General features: G+C 49.2%; 20 protein-coding genes and 3 pseudogenes. 10 read left to right on the top strand and 13 right to left on the bottom strand.

What is annotated here, in order from left to right; translation table 11 throughout:
• Complete coding sequence (locus tag AAH450_RS16225; protein WP_342911129.1) at nucleotides 1–900, bottom strand: LysR family transcriptional regulator; 900 nt, start codon at nucleotides 898–900, stop codon at nucleotides 1–3.
• 98 nt (nucleotides 901–998) lie between these two features.
• On the opposite strand from AAH450_RS16225, the gene AAH450_RS16220 reads away from it, so the two are divergent.
• Entirely contained in the window at nucleotides 999–1526 is a 528-nt protein-coding gene (locus AAH450_RS16220) for a GNAT family N-acetyltransferase (protein ID WP_342911128.1), read from the top strand.
• Nucleotides 1523–2701, top strand: a complete 1179-nt coding sequence (locus AAH450_RS16215) for an MFS transporter (protein ID WP_342911127.1) — start codon at nucleotides 1523–1525, stop codon at nucleotides 2699–2701. The genes AAH450_RS16220 and AAH450_RS16215 overlap by 4 nt, the downstream gene beginning before the upstream one ends.
• A gap of 9 nt (nucleotides 2702–2710) precedes the next feature.
• On the opposite strand, the gene AAH450_RS16210 is transcribed toward AAH450_RS16215, so the two are convergent.
• A complete protein-coding gene (locus AAH450_RS16210) occupies nucleotides 2711–3592 on the bottom strand; it encodes an NAD(P)H-binding protein (RefSeq protein WP_342911126.1) in 882 nt (293 codons plus the stop codon).
• 78 nt (nucleotides 3593–3670) lie between these two features.
• On the opposite strand from AAH450_RS16210, the gene AAH450_RS16205 reads away from it, so the two are divergent.
• Complete coding sequence (locus tag AAH450_RS16205; protein WP_342911125.1) at nucleotides 3671–4285, top strand: TetR/AcrR family transcriptional regulator; 615 nt, start codon at nucleotides 3671–3673, stop codon at nucleotides 4283–4285.
• Nucleotides 4286–4397: 112 nt separating this feature from the next.
• Here AAH450_RS16205 and AAH450_RS16200 read toward each other — a convergent pair whose 3' ends face one another.
• Entirely contained in the window at nucleotides 4398–4772 is a 375-nt protein-coding gene (locus AAH450_RS16200) for a winged helix-turn-helix transcriptional regulator (protein WP_342911124.1), read from the bottom strand.
• 103 nt (nucleotides 4773–4875) lie between these two features.
• Between AAH450_RS16200 and AAH450_RS16195 the strand changes: the two genes are divergently transcribed.
• Complete coding sequence (locus AAH450_RS16195) at nucleotides 4876–5994, top strand: NADH:flavin oxidoreductase (RefSeq protein ID WP_342911123.1); 1119 nt, start codon at nucleotides 4876–4878, stop codon at nucleotides 5992–5994.
• Nucleotides 5995–6487: 493 nt separating this feature from the next.
• On the opposite strand, the gene AAH450_RS16190 is transcribed toward AAH450_RS16195, so the two are convergent.
• Entirely contained in the window at nucleotides 6488–7495 is a 1008-nt protein-coding gene (locus AAH450_RS16190; protein ID WP_342911122.1) for a ParB N-terminal domain-containing protein, read from the bottom strand.
• 176 nt (nucleotides 7496–7671) lie between these two features.
• Nucleotides 7672–7848: pseudogene (locus AAH450_RS16185) on the bottom strand (Tn3 family transposase); the annotation flags it as partial.
• A gap of 269 nt (nucleotides 7849–8117) precedes the next feature.
• On the opposite strand from AAH450_RS16185, the gene AAH450_RS16180 reads away from it, so the two are divergent.
• Nucleotides 8118–8543, top strand: a complete 426-nt coding sequence (locus tag AAH450_RS16180) for a GNAT family N-acetyltransferase (RefSeq protein ID WP_342911260.1) — start codon at nucleotides 8118–8120, stop codon at nucleotides 8541–8543.
• A gap of 178 nt (nucleotides 8544–8721) precedes the next feature.
• Here the strand turns inward: AAH450_RS16180 and AAH450_RS16175 are convergent, their stop codons facing one another.
• From AAH450_RS16175 to AAH450_RS16165, 3 genes are all read right to left on the bottom strand, one after another.
• The gene (locus AAH450_RS16175) at nucleotides 8722–9105 is read right to left on the bottom strand and encodes a SecDF P1 head subdomain-containing protein (RefSeq protein WP_342911121.1); all 384 of its coding nucleotides are present in this window, start codon (nucleotides 9103–9105) and stop codon (nucleotides 8722–8724) included.
• 133 nt (nucleotides 9106–9238) lie between these two features.
• Nucleotides 9239–9682: a hypothetical protein gene (locus AAH450_RS16170; protein ID WP_342911120.1), complete on the bottom strand. Its 444-nt coding sequence runs from the start codon at nucleotides 9680–9682 to the stop codon at nucleotides 9239–9241.
• 340 nt (nucleotides 9683–10022) lie between these two features.
• Complete coding sequence (locus tag AAH450_RS16165; RefSeq protein WP_342911119.1) at nucleotides 10023–10421, bottom strand: VOC family protein; 399 nt, start codon at nucleotides 10419–10421, stop codon at nucleotides 10023–10025.
• Between the two features lie 845 nt (nucleotides 10422–11266).
• Here AAH450_RS16165 and AAH450_RS16160 point away from each other — a divergent pair.
• Together AAH450_RS16160 and AAH450_RS16155 are read left to right on the top strand one after the other, a co-directional pair.
• A pseudogene (locus tag AAH450_RS16160) lies at nucleotides 11267–11565 on the top strand (type II toxin-antitoxin system HigB family toxin).
• Nucleotides 11565–11956 (top strand): annotated as a pseudogene (locus tag AAH450_RS16155) (helix-turn-helix domain-containing protein). The pseudogenes AAH450_RS16160 and AAH450_RS16155 overlap by 1 nt, the downstream one beginning before the upstream one ends.
• A gap of 317 nt (nucleotides 11957–12273) precedes the next feature.
• Here AAH450_RS16155 and AAH450_RS16150 read toward each other — a convergent pair.
• From AAH450_RS16150 to AAH450_RS16140, 3 genes are read right to left on the bottom strand one after another with little or no spacing between them, the layout of a single operon-like run.
• The gene (locus tag AAH450_RS16150) at nucleotides 12274–12984 is read right to left on the bottom strand and encodes an ArsR/SmtB family transcription factor (RefSeq protein WP_342911118.1); all 711 of its coding nucleotides are present in this window, start codon (nucleotides 12982–12984) and stop codon (nucleotides 12274–12276) included.
• Entirely contained in the window at nucleotides 12981–13373 is a 393-nt protein-coding gene (locus AAH450_RS16145; protein ID WP_342911117.1) for an amino acid-binding protein, read from the bottom strand. Before AAH450_RS16145 ends, AAH450_RS16150 begins: the two co-directional genes overlap by 4 nt.
• On the bottom strand, nucleotides 13366–13689 hold the full coding sequence (locus AAH450_RS16140) for an antibiotic biosynthesis monooxygenase family protein (RefSeq protein WP_342911116.1): 324 nt from the start codon (nucleotides 13687–13689) through the stop codon (nucleotides 13366–13368). Before AAH450_RS16140 ends, AAH450_RS16145 begins: the two co-directional genes overlap by 8 nt.
• A 311-nt stretch (nucleotides 13690–14000) precedes the next feature.
• Between AAH450_RS16140 and AAH450_RS16135 the strand changes: the two genes are divergently transcribed.
• On the top strand, nucleotides 14001–14639 hold the full coding sequence (locus AAH450_RS16135; protein WP_342911115.1) for a TetR/AcrR family transcriptional regulator: 639 nt from the start codon (nucleotides 14001–14003) through the stop codon (nucleotides 14637–14639).
• 651 nt (nucleotides 14640–15290) lie between these two features.
• Here AAH450_RS16135 and AAH450_RS16130 read toward each other — a convergent pair.
• Both AAH450_RS16130 and vapB read right to left on the bottom strand, forming a co-directional pair.
• Entirely contained in the window at nucleotides 15291–15707 is a 417-nt protein-coding gene (locus AAH450_RS16130) for a type II toxin-antitoxin system VapC family toxin (protein ID WP_342911114.1), read from the bottom strand.
• Nucleotides 15704–15934 carry a type II toxin-antitoxin system VapB family antitoxin gene (vapB, locus tag AAH450_RS16125; protein WP_342911113.1) on the bottom strand — a complete coding sequence of 77 codons (231 nt, stop codon included), beginning with the start codon at nucleotides 15932–15934 and terminating at the stop codon, nucleotides 15704–15706. The genes AAH450_RS16130 and vapB overlap by 4 nt, the downstream gene beginning before the upstream one ends.
• A 465-nt stretch (nucleotides 15935–16399) precedes the next feature.
• On the opposite strand from vapB, the gene AAH450_RS16120 reads away from it, so the two are divergent.
• The gene (locus tag AAH450_RS16120) at nucleotides 16400–16867 is read left to right on the top strand and encodes a GNAT family N-acetyltransferase (protein WP_342911112.1); all 468 of its coding nucleotides are present in this window, start codon (nucleotides 16400–16402) and stop codon (nucleotides 16865–16867) included.
• A 1147-nt stretch (nucleotides 16868–18014) separates the two neighbouring features.
• On the top strand, nucleotides 18015–18536 hold the full coding sequence (locus AAH450_RS16115; RefSeq protein ID WP_342911111.1) for a fimbrial protein: 522 nt from the start codon (nucleotides 18015–18017) through the stop codon (nucleotides 18534–18536).
• Nucleotides 18537–18575 lie beyond the last annotated feature (39 nt).

Below are 18575 nucleotides of genomic sequence, written 5' to 3'. Positions count from 1 at the left end.
TTATTTTACTTCCGAAAAAGCTTTGGATAACGTGCTTAATACTTCATTCATTCCCCTGCTGATGATCCGATCCTCCCGCATTACCGTCCCGAGAGTCCGGCAAAGAGAAGGCGTCATGGAACTGAGGCTCAGCCCCTCTCTTTCTTCCAGGTCTGCAACAGACATTCGGGGGACGATGCTGTAACCCAGCCCGGCACGAACCATCCTTTTAATAGCTTCAATACTGCCAAGCTCCATCACGGGGCTGGCAACGTGCCCGGCCTGCTGGAACCATTCGTCAATCAGGGCACGTGTCCCGCTTCCGGGTTCAAAGATAATCAGTGGCAGTGACAAGAGGGCGTCCGGAGAGAGCGGTTTCGCGCTCTGCTCTGAGACATCCTTTTCCATGATGATAATAAACTCATCTGTACCCAGTGGGCTGACGCTCAGGCATTTGCCTGCTGCTGGCAGTGTTACCAGGCCGATATCGATACGATTCTCCTCCACGGCCCGGACAATATCTGAAGTATTGCCAGTGCGTACGTCCACTTTTAACAGAGGATGCGCCTGTCGCAGCTGCTGCAATATCGGGGGCAGAAGATGAATACAGGCCGTTGCGCCTGTGCCTACAGTAACGGTGCCGGTTATCTCATCTGAATGCAGGGACACCGATTCAACTGCTGTACTTACCACCGCCGCAATTTTCATGCAGTGCTCTGAGAGCGTCAGCCCGGCAGGCGTTGGCCTTATCCCCCGGCTGGTTCGTTCAATAAGCCGGACCTGAAGCGTCTGCTCCAGTTGTCTTATCTGTAGGCTTACTGCTGGCTGCGACAGGCCGAGAGCTTCTGCCGCCCCTGAGAAACTGCCCCGGCTGATGACCAACCTGAAGGTTGTCAGGTGATCGAGGTTCAGGTTTGCCATGCCAAAGTTTTCCTTATACCGCTGATAAGTCCAGCTGCCTGACTGAAATTCTTCATCCGGGTTAGTCTCTGTTTATGAGAGAAAAAGGAGCCGTACCGATGGAAGTAACCGAAGCAGATGAACGACATATTCCCGCCCTGCAACAGATTTATGCTTATCACGTATTGCATGGCACCGCCACTTTTGAAACCGTGCCGCCGGATGAAACTGAAATGGCGATCCGCCTGAAAAAGGTGCTTGCAGCCGGGTTACCCTGGTTTGTGGCGATTGATAAAGGAAACGTGCTGGGATACTGCTACCTCTCTTATTACCGTGAACGATATGCCTACCGCTTTACCCTGGAAGACTCTGTATATATTGACCCCACTTATCAGGGGCGGGGTATCGGCAAACTGCTGTTGTCCCGTGCGGTAACGTGGGCAGAAGCCCAGGGTTTTCGTCAGCTTGTAGCGGTGGTGGGTAACAGCGAAAATAGCGCCTCTCTTGCTCTGCATCATGCTACGGGCTTCAGCATCACAGGCACGCTCAGGTCTGTAGGATTCAAGCACGGACGCTGGCTTGATACGGTCATCCTGCAACGCAGGCTGGGGACAGGGGATGCCACGTTTCCGGAGGGTGCAGATTGACCGACGGACATCTGACAGGCCGTACCATTTTTTGCATCGGCATGACGCAGCTTATCAACTGGGGGATTACGTTTTACATGCCGGGAGCATTCGGGGCTGCTGTCATGGCCGAAACAGGATGGTCTCAGGTTGCCACTTTCTCCGGCATGACTGTTGCCCTGCTTGTCATGGGAGTGGTTTCGCCGCTGACCGGGCGCGTTATGCTCTGTGCCGGTGGACGCACGATGATGATGGCAGGCACGCTGGCTGTTGCGGTTGGCTGTTTTCTGATGGCGTTTACCCATACTCTGCCCGGCTGGATTGCCGTATGGGCTTTGACCGGGGTCGGAATGCGGTTTGCTCTGTATGACGCCGCGTTTGCTCTGCTTGTCGACATTGCTGGCGCACAAGCCCGCAGGGCGATCTCTCTGGTCACCCTGCTGGGCGGCCTCGCTTCTGCCGCGTTCTGGCCGGCAGGCGCCGCATTGCTGCACATCACCGACTGGCGGCATGCCGTCATCGTTTACGGCTGTGCGGGACTGGTAAGCCTGTTTTTTTTGTCCGCCGTTCCCGCAGGCCGTCGGGTATCCCTCCCCGTTTCCAGCCAGGCCAGCCCGGCGATCGGGACCTCAGAAGAGCGCAGAGTATTAATCAGCGGTCTGTGGTATGCCACCCTGATTGCGCTGATGAGCTTTGTCTCAACCGGCGTCTCCACACATTTCCCCCAGATACTGGCCGCTTATGGCATGCCGGCCCTGACTGGCATGCTGTGGGGAGTGGGGCAGGTGGGCGCCCGTCTGCTGGACGTGGCTTCCGGCGCACGTATTTCTGCGCTACGCCTGAATCTTATTACCGGCATCCTGCTGCCTCTCTGCTTTCTGGTCGGCCTTGCGGGAAAGGTTTCTCCTGCGGCCACAGCCTTTTTCGTGCTGGGTTACGGGGCCGTGAACGGACTGAGCACGGTAGTGAAGGCCATACTTCCTTTGGTGTTGTTTGATCCGCTGCGCTATGCCCGCAAAACAGGCGTACTGCTGTCACCGGGATTTTTCTTTGCGGCGCTGGCCCCCTCTGCTTATGCCCTGTTGCTGGAGCATTACGGTATATCCGGCACGCTGCTTATTTCCCTCACCCTTACCCTGTTTATTACGGCGATATCCGTGGTGCTCTGGTATCGCCATTGCGGTTGCATGAAATAACGCCCTTTTTTACCGGAAAGAGGCAATATTTTCCTGAAGCCAGTCAGAAAGTTCACGCGGAGGTGAGCCGGTGAGTTCTTCCACCGTCAGGGTTCGCTCCGTCAGCACGGAATGGTTGAAAACCCGATCCAGTCCAGTCAACAGTTCAGCAACGAATGAAGAGAGGCCTTCAGCCAGTAACGCAGTGCGCTGTTCCTCTGGAGAGCGGTCAGAATAGCTGACCGTATAATCTAAAAGAGGGGATAACGCCTCTGCCACTTGATGCATTGTCCAGCTACGTGGACCGGTAAGGTGATAAGCACGTTGAGAGTTTTCAGCGACTTTTTCAAGCAGCGCGACCCGTGCCACATCGGCTACATCCCGAATATCAATCAGGTTCACACGCCCGTGACCTGCCGCACCTGCCCAGGTTCCGGCAGCAACCTGGCTTCCGGCACGCTTGAGTACATCCATGAAAGTCGTGGGTCTTAATACTGTGGAGGCCACAGGTTGTTGGGCCAGATGAGCTTCTATTACGGTATGCCATGCAAAAGGGTTGATGGGCGTTGCTGGCCCCATTACCGAAAGTTTAACAATATGGCGTACGCCTGTTTTTACCGCCGCGTCAATGAGGGCTATCTCATTAGCCACCTGTTGAGGAGATGTACCATGGGCAATAAAAAGCTTGTCGACACCTGCAAGCCCCATCTCTAATGTTGAGGGCTTAGCAAAATCCACAACAACAGATGATACCCCGGCGGAAATATTTTCCGGTGCCTTCTGACGCGTAAGTGAAATAACCTCCACCGGGTCTGATCCAAGCTTGTTGATTAAGTGTGAGCCGACCCGCCCTGTCGCACCCGCAACAGCGATGCGAAGTTCAGGTGTTGGAGTATTTGTTTGATTAAGCATGGTGAACCCTTATTATATGATGGAACGATCGGTCCAGACATCCTGGTACGATCATTCCAACTTGTCAACGGGGGATTTATGAGCGGTAAACCGCAATATGATGAAAGCGCCGTGCTGAATGCAGCGATAGGCGTTTTCTGGGGGCATGGTTATGCAAACGCCTCCATCAGCGACCTTACTGAAGCAACCGGTCTCTCCCGGTCGAGTCTTTATCAGCGTTTTCGGGATAAGGATGGACTATTCAATGAGTGCCTGAGGCTCTATACGGACCGTGTCCTGAAGCGTATGAATTCGATTCAGTCTGCGTCTTCCGGCGCAAGGATTGAAGCCCTGCTGCGTGAATTCCTTCCGGGCAGCGCCGGAACAGATCACCGCAAAGGTTGCCTGCTGTCTCGCAGCCTCACTGAGCAGGCAGATCTTACCGCCGCCGGAAAAATGACGATGAACGAGGGCATCCGCCAGCAGCGACAGGTAATATTAAATATTCTGGTACAGGGGCAACAGACGGGTGAAATCGCGCAGGATGTCGATTTGGAACTGCTGGCCTGGTATTACTTCGGCATTCTGCAATCGGTTGTAAATCTGCCTTCAGCCGGAGCAAGCCGACAGACGCTTTCACAGCTCATTGATATTGCGATGTCGGCCTGGCCAAAAAGCGGGCTTACCCAGCCAGATTCTGGTGAAATTAACTGAATCGGGTTCAGCAAAAATAGCAGGCCCCCTTACCGAAGTTTACTGCCAGGAATTACTGGCGTGTTTGCAGCAGAATTTTGCTTAAACAACAAATCTGATTGCCCACCTTGCTTTATTTCACCTCAGCAGCCTGATCAAACTGCCGCCTGGCAGCTTCGACTTCAGGCAATTTATTAAGTGTCCATTGATGTAGTTCACGAAAGGGCTGCTGTAAGGTCCGGCCCAGCGGCGTGATTTCATATTGTACTGCCACAGGTGAGAACGAAAGGATCTGTCGCGAGACCAGACCATTGCGTTCGAGCCTGCGCAGGCATTGTGTCAGCGCCTTCTGAGTCACTCCCTCCAGCCGCCGTTTAATGGCATTGAATCGTTGTGGTTCTTCATCCAGTACAGCCAGAACCATCATCGACCATTTATCTGCAATCTGATCGAACAGCGCCCGACTCGGGCAATCCGATGAGAAGCATTGCGGGTGTAAAGTCAGCATAAGAGGTTTCCTTCGGTATACCTGGGCTACTCAAGGTGCCTGATTGACATCAGGTCTATAAAGTATACCTAATAGCACTCTCAACACAATGGAGTCGACGAGTATGTCTCAAAACAGATCCCCTATTCTCTTTAGCCCTTTTTCCGTCCGTTCTCTTCAGCTTAAAAACCGGATCGTCATGGCCCCTATGACGCGGCTTTTTGCACCGGATGGTATACCGGGAGAAGCAAATGCGGCCTACTACCGGCGTCGTGCAGAGGGCGGCGTGGGCCTGATCCTTTCAGAAGGCACCGTTGTTGATCGCCCTGCGTCCCGCAACGATTCCGGTATCCCTTTTTTTCACGGGGAAGCGGCACTCGCTGGCTGGAAAAGCGTGATTGATTCTGTACACGATGCGGGCGGCCGCATGGCACCGCAGTTGTGGCATACAGGTGCAGCGCGTTACATCAATGGTTGGGAGCCGGATGCCCCGGTTGAAAGCCCGTCAGGTCTTGATGCGCCCGGAGATCCGCGCGGCGTTGCCATGAGTGAAGAAGATATTGCGGATACCGTTTCAGCGTTCGTAAAGGCAGCAGCAGATGCCAAACATCTGGGCTTCGACACCATCGAAATCCACGGCGCGCATGGATATCTGATCGACCAGTTCTTCTGGGCAGGGACAAATCTGCGTACCGATCGCTACGGTGGTCCCACAATCAAAGAGCGTGCGCGCTTTGCCAGTGAGATTGTCTCAGCTGTTCGTCATGAAGTCGGCCCTGATTTTCCGATTATCATGCGTGTCAGCCAGTGGAAGCAGCAGGACTACGGGGTACGCATTGCCGAAACCCCGACGGAGATGGAAGAATGGTTATTGCCGCTGGTTGAAGCTGGCGTCGATATCCTGCACTGTTCGCAGCGTCGGTTCTGGGAGGCGGAATTCCCTGAGATTGACGGTGAAAACGGCCTGAATTGTGCGGGTTGGGCGAAAAAAGTGACCGGAGCCGCGACGATTAGCGTGGGGTCGGTTGGTCTGGATAACGATGTTACTCATGCTTTCGCTGGCAAGGGATCGGCGCCTGCGAGCCTGGAGCGATTGATTGAACGCATGGAGCGTGAAGAGTTTGATCTCATCGCGGTGGGGCGTGCCCTGATCAGCGATCCGGATTGGGTAATGAAAGTGCAAGAGAACAATTACACCGCGTTGAACGGATTTGATCCGGCATCCCTTGCCGCGCTGGTTTAAGGCTGTGATTTGAGCAGTATTCACCCGCTCCCCTTTTTCTAACCAGCCCTGTTCGTAATGCCCCATCTGGCATAAAGCAGCCAGATGGGGCATACGGTTCGCTATAGCGAAAGTGGACGTTTAGCTGTGGGTGTTTGCAAGGGAATGTGCCGGAGTGATTGCGCTGCTGGCTTCCCCTAAAAAAGCTTCCAGAGGAGAAATCCCGGCCTGAGAATAACTTTTGGGCTGTAAACTGGGCCAATCTTATTTACGGCTCATAAAAACCACAGGATTTATTTAAATAATCAAATATGGCTTAAAAATAAGTTCGCTCATGCCATACGTTTTTGCGTAATTTCCGATTATAACCTGACTCCCTGCCCGAAACCGCGAAAATCCGCCCTGATAAGTTTTGCGCATCTGCATTGACCTCCTCCCCGTGCAATAGCTCATCATTTGCCTTCCTGCATTTGCTTTGTCCTGCATCGTGTTGTTATTGACCACTACATTAAGGTTACATTCCGCGTTGCTTATAGGATGGAACATCAGTTTCATATCCGTCATCTCCCTTATTTATGATGGAAATATTCAACCAGTCCCGATAGTCTGCTGACTCTTTATCAGCATTAATCAATATTTTTACAGGCATGCCTGTGGCTAAAGCAGCCGCAAGCCTGTGATGCCCCTCAACGACAACAAGTGGTCCCTGCTCTGTCGGTGCGGCAATAATGGGATCCTGCCTTTCACTGATACCTCGCCTGAACTCATCCTTGTAAAATTCTAAGTGCTCACCAACAAGATCAGATTGCCCAGGCAGAAAATCTGCATAACCTGAATTTTGAATGTTCATAGGTGAATGAGGTTTATAAGACGCTTTATACATTAAGTTTCCGTAACGCTGGTCAGTTTCGGTACCAAATAAGGACAATGTTCCGTATTGCATCAGACTTTGCGCGGCCTTGATCAGGCGAGAGCCTGCCGCGTTGGTGGCCTCTCGTGGATGATGCTGTTCTATCGACCCCTGCATCAGATCACTGCGTGAATATTGTGCCAGACAGGAGCTGGACACCGGGGGCGTCGGTGCAGGGGTATTGGCAGGTGGAAGTGGTGCAGACAGGAAGATGGACTCGGTTCTACCTGTTGAAGGCACGTGCAGGTCGATCCCGGCAATGTCGTATTGGGCACGCTCGTTTAATTGGGCGCGTACCGTCAGATGGGCAACGTCGTTTTCCGGCAGAATAGTGACCTGTTGCTCATAGTGAGCGTCTGCGCCCTGAGTCGGGCGCAACTGCAAGGCGCCGTCAGTGATGCCATTATGAGCCAGCAATGCCATGAGCTGATGATGACCATTGGGCTGCGCTTCGGTCTGATTTAGTGCGTGATATGCCTGGGTGCTCAGGCTAGCCAGTGAGAGCGTTTGGGGATGTTGTAGCTGGGTCTGCGCGACCGGCGCTTCCAATGATTGGGCGGAATTGACGGAACCGGTGTAGTGAGAAGGGATACCTGACTGGAGGGGATTCATCGTTGCCTGCCTGTTCTGAAAGATTAACCGACTTGAACATAGTAGATGGCCAGAACGACTTAGGGGTTCCGCAGGCTGGTGATGTATACGTGCAAGGCAACACTGATCTGAAGCGGTCACGGACCAATTTGCAGCCGTAGGCTGCCATGTTCCCTCCCCAGCCGTCTCGATCTACGTCATGATTCTTCGCAATCGCCGCTGAGCGGACGCCGCTCGCCACAGCATCTGGCACCGGGAACGAGTCGCCCGAGCATGCTGATATGCTTGTGGCCAAATGGTGACAGCCGTGCCTTGTCTTCGGGCTTCACCTGGTAACCCTTGCTACGCAACTGCGTTAGTACTGCGTCCAAATAGGGGGCAGTTTGGATATCGAAAATTATTGTACGTTAAGGTGATTTTTTGTACCCCCAGGGCTGTGGTAAGGGAGCCTGACCACGTTGACAGGCAGTTTTGAGCGAAAAGCGGTCGTAATGCCTCGTTGATAACAGGATAGAATTTAGCTATCCCCAAACAATTCAGACGGTACAATTTTCTCTCGAATGATAAGGTTAGATTCCGGCCCTTATAAGCAGGAATGAATGTGAGCATTTCAGAGAAACTTGAATGGCGCAGGCATAACTAACTGGTAAGTTCAGACAGAGTAAAACTGGATGTGCAGGCTATCCATCGGTATCTGACGAGGTCCACTTGGGCTAAAGGTATCCCTCTGGACATTGTCTCCGCATCAATAGAAAACAGCCTTAACTTTGGCGTTTATCATAATGAAATCCAGATAGGTTTCGCTCGTCTGATAACCGATTATGCTACATTCGCTTACCTTTGCGACGTTTATGTTCTTGAAGAATATCAGGGTGAGGGGCTTGGAAGATGGGTTATGGAATGCATACATAATCATCCTGTGTTCGAGCAGCTTCGCAGGATCATGTTGTTCACAACAACAGCTCCCTGGCTTTATGAAAAGTTTGGCTACGATCCCGTAAATCGGGAAAACTATGCATGGACCATTACCCGGCCTGATATTTATACCAATGGAAAAAAGCCTGGCTGACCAACACTCATATCCAGCTTCCCGTTGACTTATTTACTTCTGTGTTTGCAACGTCCGCTTCTGGCACGAAGCGGACTGTCGTGTAGGAATGAAGGTCTGCTTTGAGCGAGGAGCGGAGACTCAATTGGTTAACGATGCGTGCTTGCTAAATACCCTGCATTTCTTCGAAAATCATCAGTCATTCAGGAAAATAGCCATAATCATCAAGTACCTGCATCAAAAGAACCCGTGGTGTATCCTTTGTCGAAATTCTGAAGCTGGTGCTCAGCCGTGAAGCAATTAAAGCGGAAGTAAGTTTGTTACCGTTATAGGTGATGGACATTTGTTTGCCAATGTTTTGTCGGGTCATGGTCGACAATTTCTTTCCACATGCATCAGTGAGATTGATGCTTAAATTTTCCGCATCCACCTCATCTTTATCGACGTAGTGAATGGACTCTATACATTCAGAATTGAAAGAAAGCGTTTCCCCGCTGCTCATAAAATCAAAATCGCCTTTTGCTGCACTCGCTGAAAATGGCAAGAGTACTACGAGTAGCAACATCACAGATTTTATAAGCATATTATCTCCTTGTTTTAAAGGTAAATTATAAATTATTTTAACTTCATTTCAACTCAAGCCCTCAGTCGATTTCGCTAACTGGAGTAAAAGTTATGCAGGAAAGCTTTGCTGACTTTAGATTGTGATAAAGGAGTCAGTGACAACTGAAATGAATGAGATATCTGCCATATTGTGACTCAATGACAAACTCTTCGTGCAGGGAGCCATACCACACTGGTGGGCTGGTGATGAGGGTAAAGAAGATTGCATTGCCGATCATTTCATTTAGCTCATCTGTAAAATGGCCAAGGAGGTTCTGCTTGAGTGAGGAAGGTAGAAGCTGCATGTGCTCATGCTCAAAGAACCATGATGCCACTGTTTCCATAAATATTTTTTGAGAACATGCTCTAAGTTGTGGGTGCCAATATGCGGCCGGAAACTTATTTGTGATAGACGAATGATACATCGCCAAAGACGTCAGCATGCTGTCACTTTCCTCAAGTTTAACCACACAATAGTCAGACACGCGGTTTGCCGCATTATTCATGCAGCCTACAGCCCGCATGAATCCTGTAAGTCGTTCCGCATATTTATCCATTGTTCCTCTCTAAGTGGGTTGCCGTATCTGTATTCATGAATAGGGCTTCGTATAGGTAGTGCATTTCAGGACATTACAACATATCTGTAAGTACGCGTGTTTGCGGTGTTAGGGGACATTGAAGTCTTGAACAGCTCCCGACTTAATTAATACAAGCTGCTGACATGTCCGCTTCTGGCATAAAGCGGACATGTCAGCATAGTGAGGTCCGCTATGAGCAAGAAGCGGACATTAATATGAAAATTTATTAGGGGTTGGAGCAGTTTGTAAGTGTTTAGATTGACCATTACGATCTATCCGGATTCGCCAAAACTTCATTGTCCCTCTCGCTTCCACGACTTCAGAAAAATTGCATTTTTTCATAAGGATGCTTCATACAGGCTATGAGGCGGCTATCCAAATTACCATCATGGATTTCCAGCTTGTGTCCATCTGGATCTAAAAAGTAAATTGATTTCCCTTCGCTCTTGTTTATTTTCCACTCTGTAATGCCTGATAATTTCAGGTGATTAGCAAACACATCGAAGTCTTCGCTTCGGATGCTGAATGCGTAATGAGTATAATCCTCTTGAGTAGCAACGGAATCAGCAGAAAGACATAGCCACAGATCACCCAGACAAAGATAAGCCCCACAGGTCCATCTGGCCTTAGGTATAAAACCAAGTTTGTTGACGTAAAAATCAAAGCTTCTTGAAACATCACTTACGGCGATTGTTATATGATTCAGCCCGTTTAGCATTCAGAGTCTCTTCAGCAGGATGTATGAGATTGCAAGTTACCATAAGGTTACTTTAGCTCAGCGCCAGGGTGAGTTGAAAACCTAACTAAACCAGCCTTTCGCGGACGCACTGTCCGCTATGAGCGAATAGCGGGTTTAACTTGATTACCAGCCATGATAAGAAGAATCCGTAGTTAAGATTTATTTTTGCTATCAAACTTTTCAGCGATTTTACCAAAGAGTTCAATAAATCGTGAGTCAATTTTATCTACATCAAGATGCGATAAATCTGACGGCCCTGAAGTATTCCAATGTTGAAATACTTCTTTTAATTCACATTGAGATATTTGCGTAGAGAAAACGACATCTATATTAACTTTCCTATCTCAGAATTGTGGTGGAGATATGAAATAATGAACGCTAAAGAATACACATTACCAAATGTTAACAGGTTTTAAAATGATTATTCCTTAGAGGCCACGCTGATACATAGGTGGTTAAGTTGAACTTAGAAAAGCCAAAGTTGCCAAGCATACGAACGTCCGCTCCTGGCACAAAGCGGACTTCCGCAGTTCTGCCAGAATGTTTGAGGCGCAGCAAAACCTGAGACTGGCCCAGCGGCTGACATAGGGGCAGTAGTTTATTGTGAGTAAAGCGCCACAACGTGAATTCAATACCTGATACGTGCTATGAGATTCGGGGGAGGGTAAGGTAGCGTCGGTTTAAAGCGGACATCGTCCATCATGAGCGGAAAGCGTATTCAACCGCACGAAGCGAAGTCTGTCCTGGCGCGACTGTTTTAAGCACTTTATGTCCCACGTTGGGACTGCTATGCCAGTCCCAACGTGGGACATAAAGGCAAGCCAGTGCGAATTATATCGACCGCATCTCTCAAACGATTATGGGAAACACATAACCAGGCGGAGCAGCCCCTGAGAGCGTGGGTAGATGAAGCCAGTAAGGCAAAATGGAAAACGCCGCAGGACATTAAGGACAAGTACAGGACAGCAGATTTTCTAAGCAATAATCGGGTGATATTTGATATTAAGGGCAACCATTACCGCTGATTGTTGCAGTGGCTTACAGGTTTCAGGCGGTCTACATCAAGTTTGTTGGAACGCATGCTGAATACGACAAGATAGATGCAAACACGGTGGATATGTGATGACTTATAAAATCAAACCGATTCATAACGAAGCAGATTATGAGGCCGCTCTGGCAGCCGTATCCCCGCTGTTCGACAATGAGCCTGCGCCGGGGACTGAAGCCGGGGATTTTCTGGAAGTAATGATCCTGCTTATCGAAAAATACGAGCAGGAACACTACCCGATTGAAGCCCCCGATCCGGTTGAGGCGATTAAATTCCGTATGGAACAGATGGGGCTGACGGCGAAAGACCTGGTGCCAGCGATTGGACGCCCAAACCGCGTCTATGAAGTGCTGAACAATAAGCGGGCGCTGACGCTGCCAATGTCCGTAACCTGCACGCCATGTTCAACATCCCGTTGGCATCGCTGGTAGGCGCAACAGAACCCGAACGAGCGAGAATGCAGTAACCGAAGCCCGCTACGCGCGGGCTTTATTATTTCTGCGACGAGTGGTTGAACCCAAGACTGACCAGATCCGAGACGGCATAAGCCACAACGCCCCAGACCGACACTCACAGCGAAAAGCAGACGTATTGCTATCAGTTATGCACAGGCAGTCAGGCCACAATTAAAGCATGACTAAAATCAGAGTGTGTTGATAACGAGAAGCGCGTTACCTGGCGAAAAAGCGAATCCCGACAAGTGAATCAGTGCACTGCCTGTATAGTTCGCTACAACCAGGCAAACCAGTCTCAGAACCAGAACAGCATATAAAACTTCAGAGATCAGGTAAGATTCAAGCTGAACAGGCGACACATAGTTATTCTGCCGCTGTCGGTCACCTTCACTTCGCGATATCCCTGGGTACGGGTTATCCATTCTTTCTGCAAAAAAAGCGTCATCAGTGCCGAGCCAGCATCTCCCCCCAGATGGAAACGTCTTTCGCTCCAGTCAAGGCAGGGACAGCAAGACTTGCGGCGCGGGCGTGGATTAAGCACTGCCCCAAGGTTCTGAAAATGGGATTTTCCTGCTGGCGTAAGCGCAGTGCCATCAGCCTCAAGCCATTTTTCCTGCCGCATAAAATCGTAAATTTTTACAGCAAGCTCTCCTGCCAGATGATCATAACAGGTACGTGCATATCGCAGACAAGCCGGCGTTCGGGGTGAAGGGGATGTGTGGCTCTGCATGGATACCCCCATCAGGTTTTCCAGCAGTCCCGCGATGTGATGGCCAGCCAGGCTGTAATAGCGGTGACGCCCCTGGTTCAGGCAAATAATCAGCCCGTTGCCGAGAAGCCGGGTAAGATGCCCGCTGGTTGTGGAGGCGGCAATGCCAGCTACCGCGCTGAGTTCGGTCGCTGTCCACGCGCGCCCATCCATCAGGGCGCACAGCATACTGACCCTTGACGGGTCAGATATGGCAGAGGCAACCAGTGACATGGATTTTTCAAGAGAATCATCCGGCTGACTGTCGTATTCAGTTTTCACTAAGTTCATTCAGAGAGTATTGCCCATTTTTGGGTTGCTTCAGCTGCCCTGGTATTATCATCCGTAACAAGAATGAGGCGGTTATGGTGATCGCTGTACTGTAGCAGAATGTTAATACCCTTCCTGGCAATTGTGTCAGCTATTTCCCCAAGCTCCCCAGGACGTTCCTGAGGGAGTTTTCTGATCAAAGGGCGGCACACGTTGCTGACAGTAAACCCAGCCTCAGAGAGAACCTTGCGGGCTTTTTCACCGTCTTCCACAAGGAAATGCGCGTGTCCTGCTTCCGGCGTTGAAAATACTCCTCCGCCTTCAAGACCCACGCCGTTCGTACCCAGTACAGTGGCAAGTGAGGCTAGAGAACCTGAGGTGTTACTCAGGATTACATGAATATCATACATGCTGATGGGCTTCCTTATCCGAAGAGTATTCACGGGACAGAGTGGCCACGCGGATGCTGTAAAATGAAAAAATCGACTGCTTACCTTCTTTCTGAGCGGCCAGATGCATAACATTCTGCTTCCATCCAGCCACAGATTCCTCATCTTTCCACCAGGATAAAGAGAGGATTTTTCCGGGTGTCGTCAGACTCTGGAATCGCTCAATAGAAATAAATCCCGGTGTGTCTGCCAGTAGTGGCTTCAGCTCAGAAGCAAGCTGAAGATACCGTTCCTGTGCTTCCGGTAGGGCGTTTGCCTCAAAAAGTACTGCAATCATCCGTCTGCTCCGTTGTTAATTTTCAGTGAGCTTATTACCGATGAAAGTCTGATGCTTCGGTCAGCACCGAAGTATGGATGTGTAGTGAAAGCAAAAGAGGGTATCAGACGGATATGATCTTATTGAGAGATAGACAGTAAAAGCAGAGCAGGCAGGATTTTGTGACAGCTGTGTGCGAAAAGCGGACATAACATCGTTGTATGTAAATCAACGCGGAGCAGGGCGGTCGGGCTTAAAGAGTGGGGTGTACGCAAATGTTTGTAATTGTAGATTGTTCGATCTACAATTATTTTTCCTTACAGGAGAATCAAATGAAATCAACCGTTGGCAGACCCAGGGCGTTCGATCCAGAGGACTTTCTTAACACGGCACTGGAATGCTTCTGGCAGAAGGGATACAGGGCAACATCTATGGCCGACCTTATGAAAGCATCGGGTCTTGCCAGCGCCAGTATTTATAAGCTTTACCCCGATAAGCGGGCTATCTATCTTGCGGCGTTACAGCAATATATGGATGAAGGCGTTTCCAGAGGCGTAAAACGTGATGAAGAGTTATCACCAGAAGCCGCACTTCGTGAAACTCTCGAATTCGTGGCTTTATTATCATCTGCCCCTGATGGGGTGAGAGGGTGCTTTACCATTGCCGCCGCCTGTGAGCTTTTACCGGGTGATGAAGAGATCAAAGCCAAAGTTGATTACAAATTTAACAGCATCATAAAGCGACTGGAAAACATACTCAGAAAAGGCCAAATACATCAGGTCTTTCGTCAGGATGAAGAGGCGAAAGTCATGGCGCAATCTATTTTTATGATGCTGGAAGGGATGCGGGTATATGGAAAAATTCAGCCAGATATTGAAGATCTCAGAAAAAGTAACGACTTTATTGTCAGGGCAGTGCTTTCAAAAACCGATGCTCATGATGAGCATCATCTGATTAAGGCATCAGAATGACTGAAGCAGGCTCTATTGTCCGGCGGCGCAAAAGAAGAAAAACAATGATTGTGCTTGAATGCGAGGGAGGCATAGCCTTGTGCGGATGGGCCGACAAAGGGCGATATTTCAGAAGACGGTTTCCATTATCTCAGTTAAAGGTATGCGTACCTTATTCAAGTTTTTGGCCCCTTACTTAAAAACGTTAAAGTGCTTTTTTTGGGACCCTGAAGCCTCAATATCCGCCTCTGGCAGAAAGCAGCCTGACGAGATAGCCACTTCCGCTATGATGAAGGTGCAGACATAGCTGTCACCAGAATAAAGTCTGTCTTGCCCTCGCTATCACTCTACAAGCTGAATGGTGTCGATGATAATGGGGAGCGGCTCATCAAGATGACGGCGACTGACCGCACAGTAGGCAATTAATCCCAGCCTTTACCAGCCAGGATTTTTTGCGGGATTTATAAATTGCACAAGCCAGGCTCTACCTGCCGGTATCCCTGTTCTTCTCTTCACTTAATTACTGGTATAACGGATAAAGAGCAACAGGCGGCGGAAGAGCTTAAAAATCGTCGGCGGGAAGCTGGGGAAGCATCATCGTATCTGGCAGAGTATTCAGATTACAGAATGCGCAAAGCGCCATCTGTACGGTGCATTTTCTCGTTTCAGTCGCTATTTAACCCAGTCTTCCAGTGTCAGACCCGGCACCCGCTCAAACTCTCTCACATTATTCGTCACCAGAACGGCGCCAGTCGCAATGGCGTGCCCGGCAATGGCCGTGTCGTTCGGGCCAATCGGCGTCCCAGCCGCAGCTAACGCAGCCTTGATTTCCGTTGTGGCATCTACCGCCACCCGGTCCCAGGACAGAATGGCATCAAGGCGCGCGCAAAAGGCGTCAACCAACTGCACGTGGCGAGGCGAGGCCTTCTTCCCGATCGCTCCGAATCGCATCTCGGCATAGGTGATGACCGAGATCACAATGCGGTGGTTGCGCAGCACAGCCTGCTCCAGGCGCCTGATCACGGCTTCTGGCTGCTCGCGCATAATAAACGAGCAGATATTGGTGTCCAGCATATACATTTTGTTCACAGATCGAATCGCCCTTCGTCACTGACAATGTTCTCGCGCCCTGTCATAAAGTCCGCGTCGGCCTTTTCCAACTGCGCAAACGAACTCCACGTCGGCCGGACGGGGCGAAGAATGATGCTGTCCCCCTCCCGGACGATCTCCAGCTCGTTCACCCCCTCAAAATCCAGATCCCTGGGCAGACGGATGGCGCGGTTATTGCCGTTTTTGAAAATAGAAACTGTTCTCATATATTCCTCATTGCCCGGAAACGCCGGGGCGGATAAGAAGATGTCGATAACGGGTTAAATCTTACTCACCTGTCAAGTATATGCATATGCAGAGCCTATGTATAGGCTCTGCATATGCAAGTTGTCAAAGGCTTAAGGGCAACATTTCCTGCTGACTTTTTTAAGGAAGATCCGGAAAAGGGCAGAAGCGGATATCTCCTACCCAGCGAGATTCTGACGTCATGAATGTGGCTAGCGTTCACTTTTGTCAGGAGCCATAGCAGTAAGAGTATGAAACAGTTGTCGTGTTTGAGGATCTCTATGAAAACCGCTGGGATTTATATCAAAACAACTGATGCTTTAAAGCGCCTGCGGGCGCTTCTCTTAAATCCCCAGTAAATAGGGTGATTTGCCTCAACAGAGAAGCTTGAAAAACAGTCTTCTGGTGTTATCTTCAACACACCATTATTAAATCAGGAAGATAGCGTGATTACTCTCAGGGACATGAACGAAGAAGAATTTGTATGCTATCGATCTCTTTTCATCAATGAATATGCTCAGGACCTGCAAGCAAATCGAGGATACGTCCCTGAAAAAGCGCGAATTAAAGCCACAGAATCTATTGATAGCGTTTTAACTGAAGGAGTAGCAACTCCAGCTAATCAGCTATGGTGCATCCAACAGCTTGATGAAACAGAGGAGGTCATTGGATACTTGTGGTTGTCCATCACCGCTGCATCAGCATGGATAAGTGATTTTTATATTTATTCTGATTGGCGCAGCCGTGGACTTGGCAGCCTGGCCTTAAGTGAAATGAAAAGAGAGTTAACAGAAATGGGCATCCATGAAGTCGGACTCAGGGTGGCACCGGATAATGCCTCAGCCAGGGCACTATACGAAAAGAAAGGCTTTCATATTACCGGAATCAATATGACTCAAAATTTAAACCTGTAGCGGCCTGCTACAATGGTCGCCATATTTAAATTTTACCGGAGCTGTAAAACCACCGCTCCTGGCACAGAGCTGTCCACGCCCCAGGATAAAGACTGTCGTGGAGCAGTAATCACTCTATAAACTGCGTGTTTTCATTAACAATGGGAACAGGCCAATAACGTTATATATCACTGAGGGGAGCGCAGGTACTACGACCAATTTTGTATACCAGTTTTACCTGATCCCATCAGCAATTACCAGACGCGATTTCCTGAAAGGAACGGGTGATAAGTACCAGGCTTTTTTATCAACTTCTGATGCAAACACTAAGGTTGATATAATTGACGGGGCTATCTATCTAAACGTAAAAGGAGCTGTATTCTATTCACTAATGGAGCGAGCTACTCAACTACGATATATCTGCATGCATCACCATTTTAGCTAGCCGGGGTCACGATCCTGCACCAGATTTTGCTGGCGTAGGGGGAAATGGCTCCGGAAATCTATTTATGTCAGCGCGTGACCTTCCTGAACTCAGCATCAGCATGGTTCTCTTGCTGTGCAGGGTACTCAGCGTGCTTCGCTGCCGTGTGATACTCCACAAGCTCCCCATAATCGTCAAGATCTGCTTCATATCGCAATAACTGCCTTAATGTGAAAGGCTGATAAAGATTTGCGGTATCCAGTTCAGTCAGCTCATCACGCACCAACCAGAAAACTGTCGCAGCGAGACTGTTTTGGTAAAACTCCATAAGGGAAGATAAGTTTTCACTGATACGACTCGAGCTTAATGGAGATTTTGGCGGCTCCGACGTAAAACCCAATACATAATAAGAAAAAACAAAAAAGTAATTAAAGAAAATTTGTCATTAGCAATTAATGCGTTTTTCTTGCCTCAATGATAACTTCCGCATTTTTTAATAAAAATAAGACCTGAAACATTTTATTAACATTATGTTTTTTTTGATGATGAATTTCCGGTGACTTCATAAATTAAAATATTGCGTACTTTTAAAGAAACAAACAAAATGCAGCTCGGCTTTTGCGGAGTAAGTAAAAGCCAATTTTTAAAACGTTAACCTTATAAAGCACGGTAATATCCACAATTACAGCGTTAATTGGCGGAATATTACGCAGGAATTAAGAAAAACATTCAGGAATATTATCTATGAAAAAGACACTCATTGCTCTCTCTTTAGTTTTATCACCGGTTATGTTTGCTCAGGCTGCTGACGGCACCATCAATTTCAGCGGTAATATTACCGATGCCGCCTGTACCGTTGATGCGGATTCAGCCTCTCAGACTGTAAACCTGGGTACCGTAAGTGCTAAAGCCTTTTCGGCGGCAGGCTCAACTGCTGCTCCGACCAAATTCAATATTACATTAAGCAGCTGTCCGGCGACGGTGACCAGTGCTTCTGTAAAATTTGATGGACTGGTAAATACCACAAATACAGATTTGCTGGCGCTTAATACCGACAGTACAGCGGCCGGTGTGGGCATCGCTATTTATGAAGCAGACAGTTCAACGCCGGTTCCTTTGCTGACTGCCTCCTCATCACAGGTTATCGACAGCACCGATGGCGCAACGAATACGCTGAGCTTTGTGGCTAAGTATATGGCTACCGCAGCCACAGTAACTGCCGGTACAGCGAACGCCTCAACCGACTTCACCATTGTTTATAATTAATATTCATCCTTAAAACCAGATTACAGGCCTCATCTCTCT

The sequence above is a fragment of the Erwinia magellanica genome, from assembly GCF_039023495.1.
Classification (GTDB): domain Bacteria; phylum Pseudomonadota; class Gammaproteobacteria; order Enterobacterales; family Enterobacteriaceae; genus Erwinia.
The sequence above is the reverse complement of the archived record's forward strand: the minus strand, read 5'-3'. Positions and strand labels throughout refer to the sequence as shown.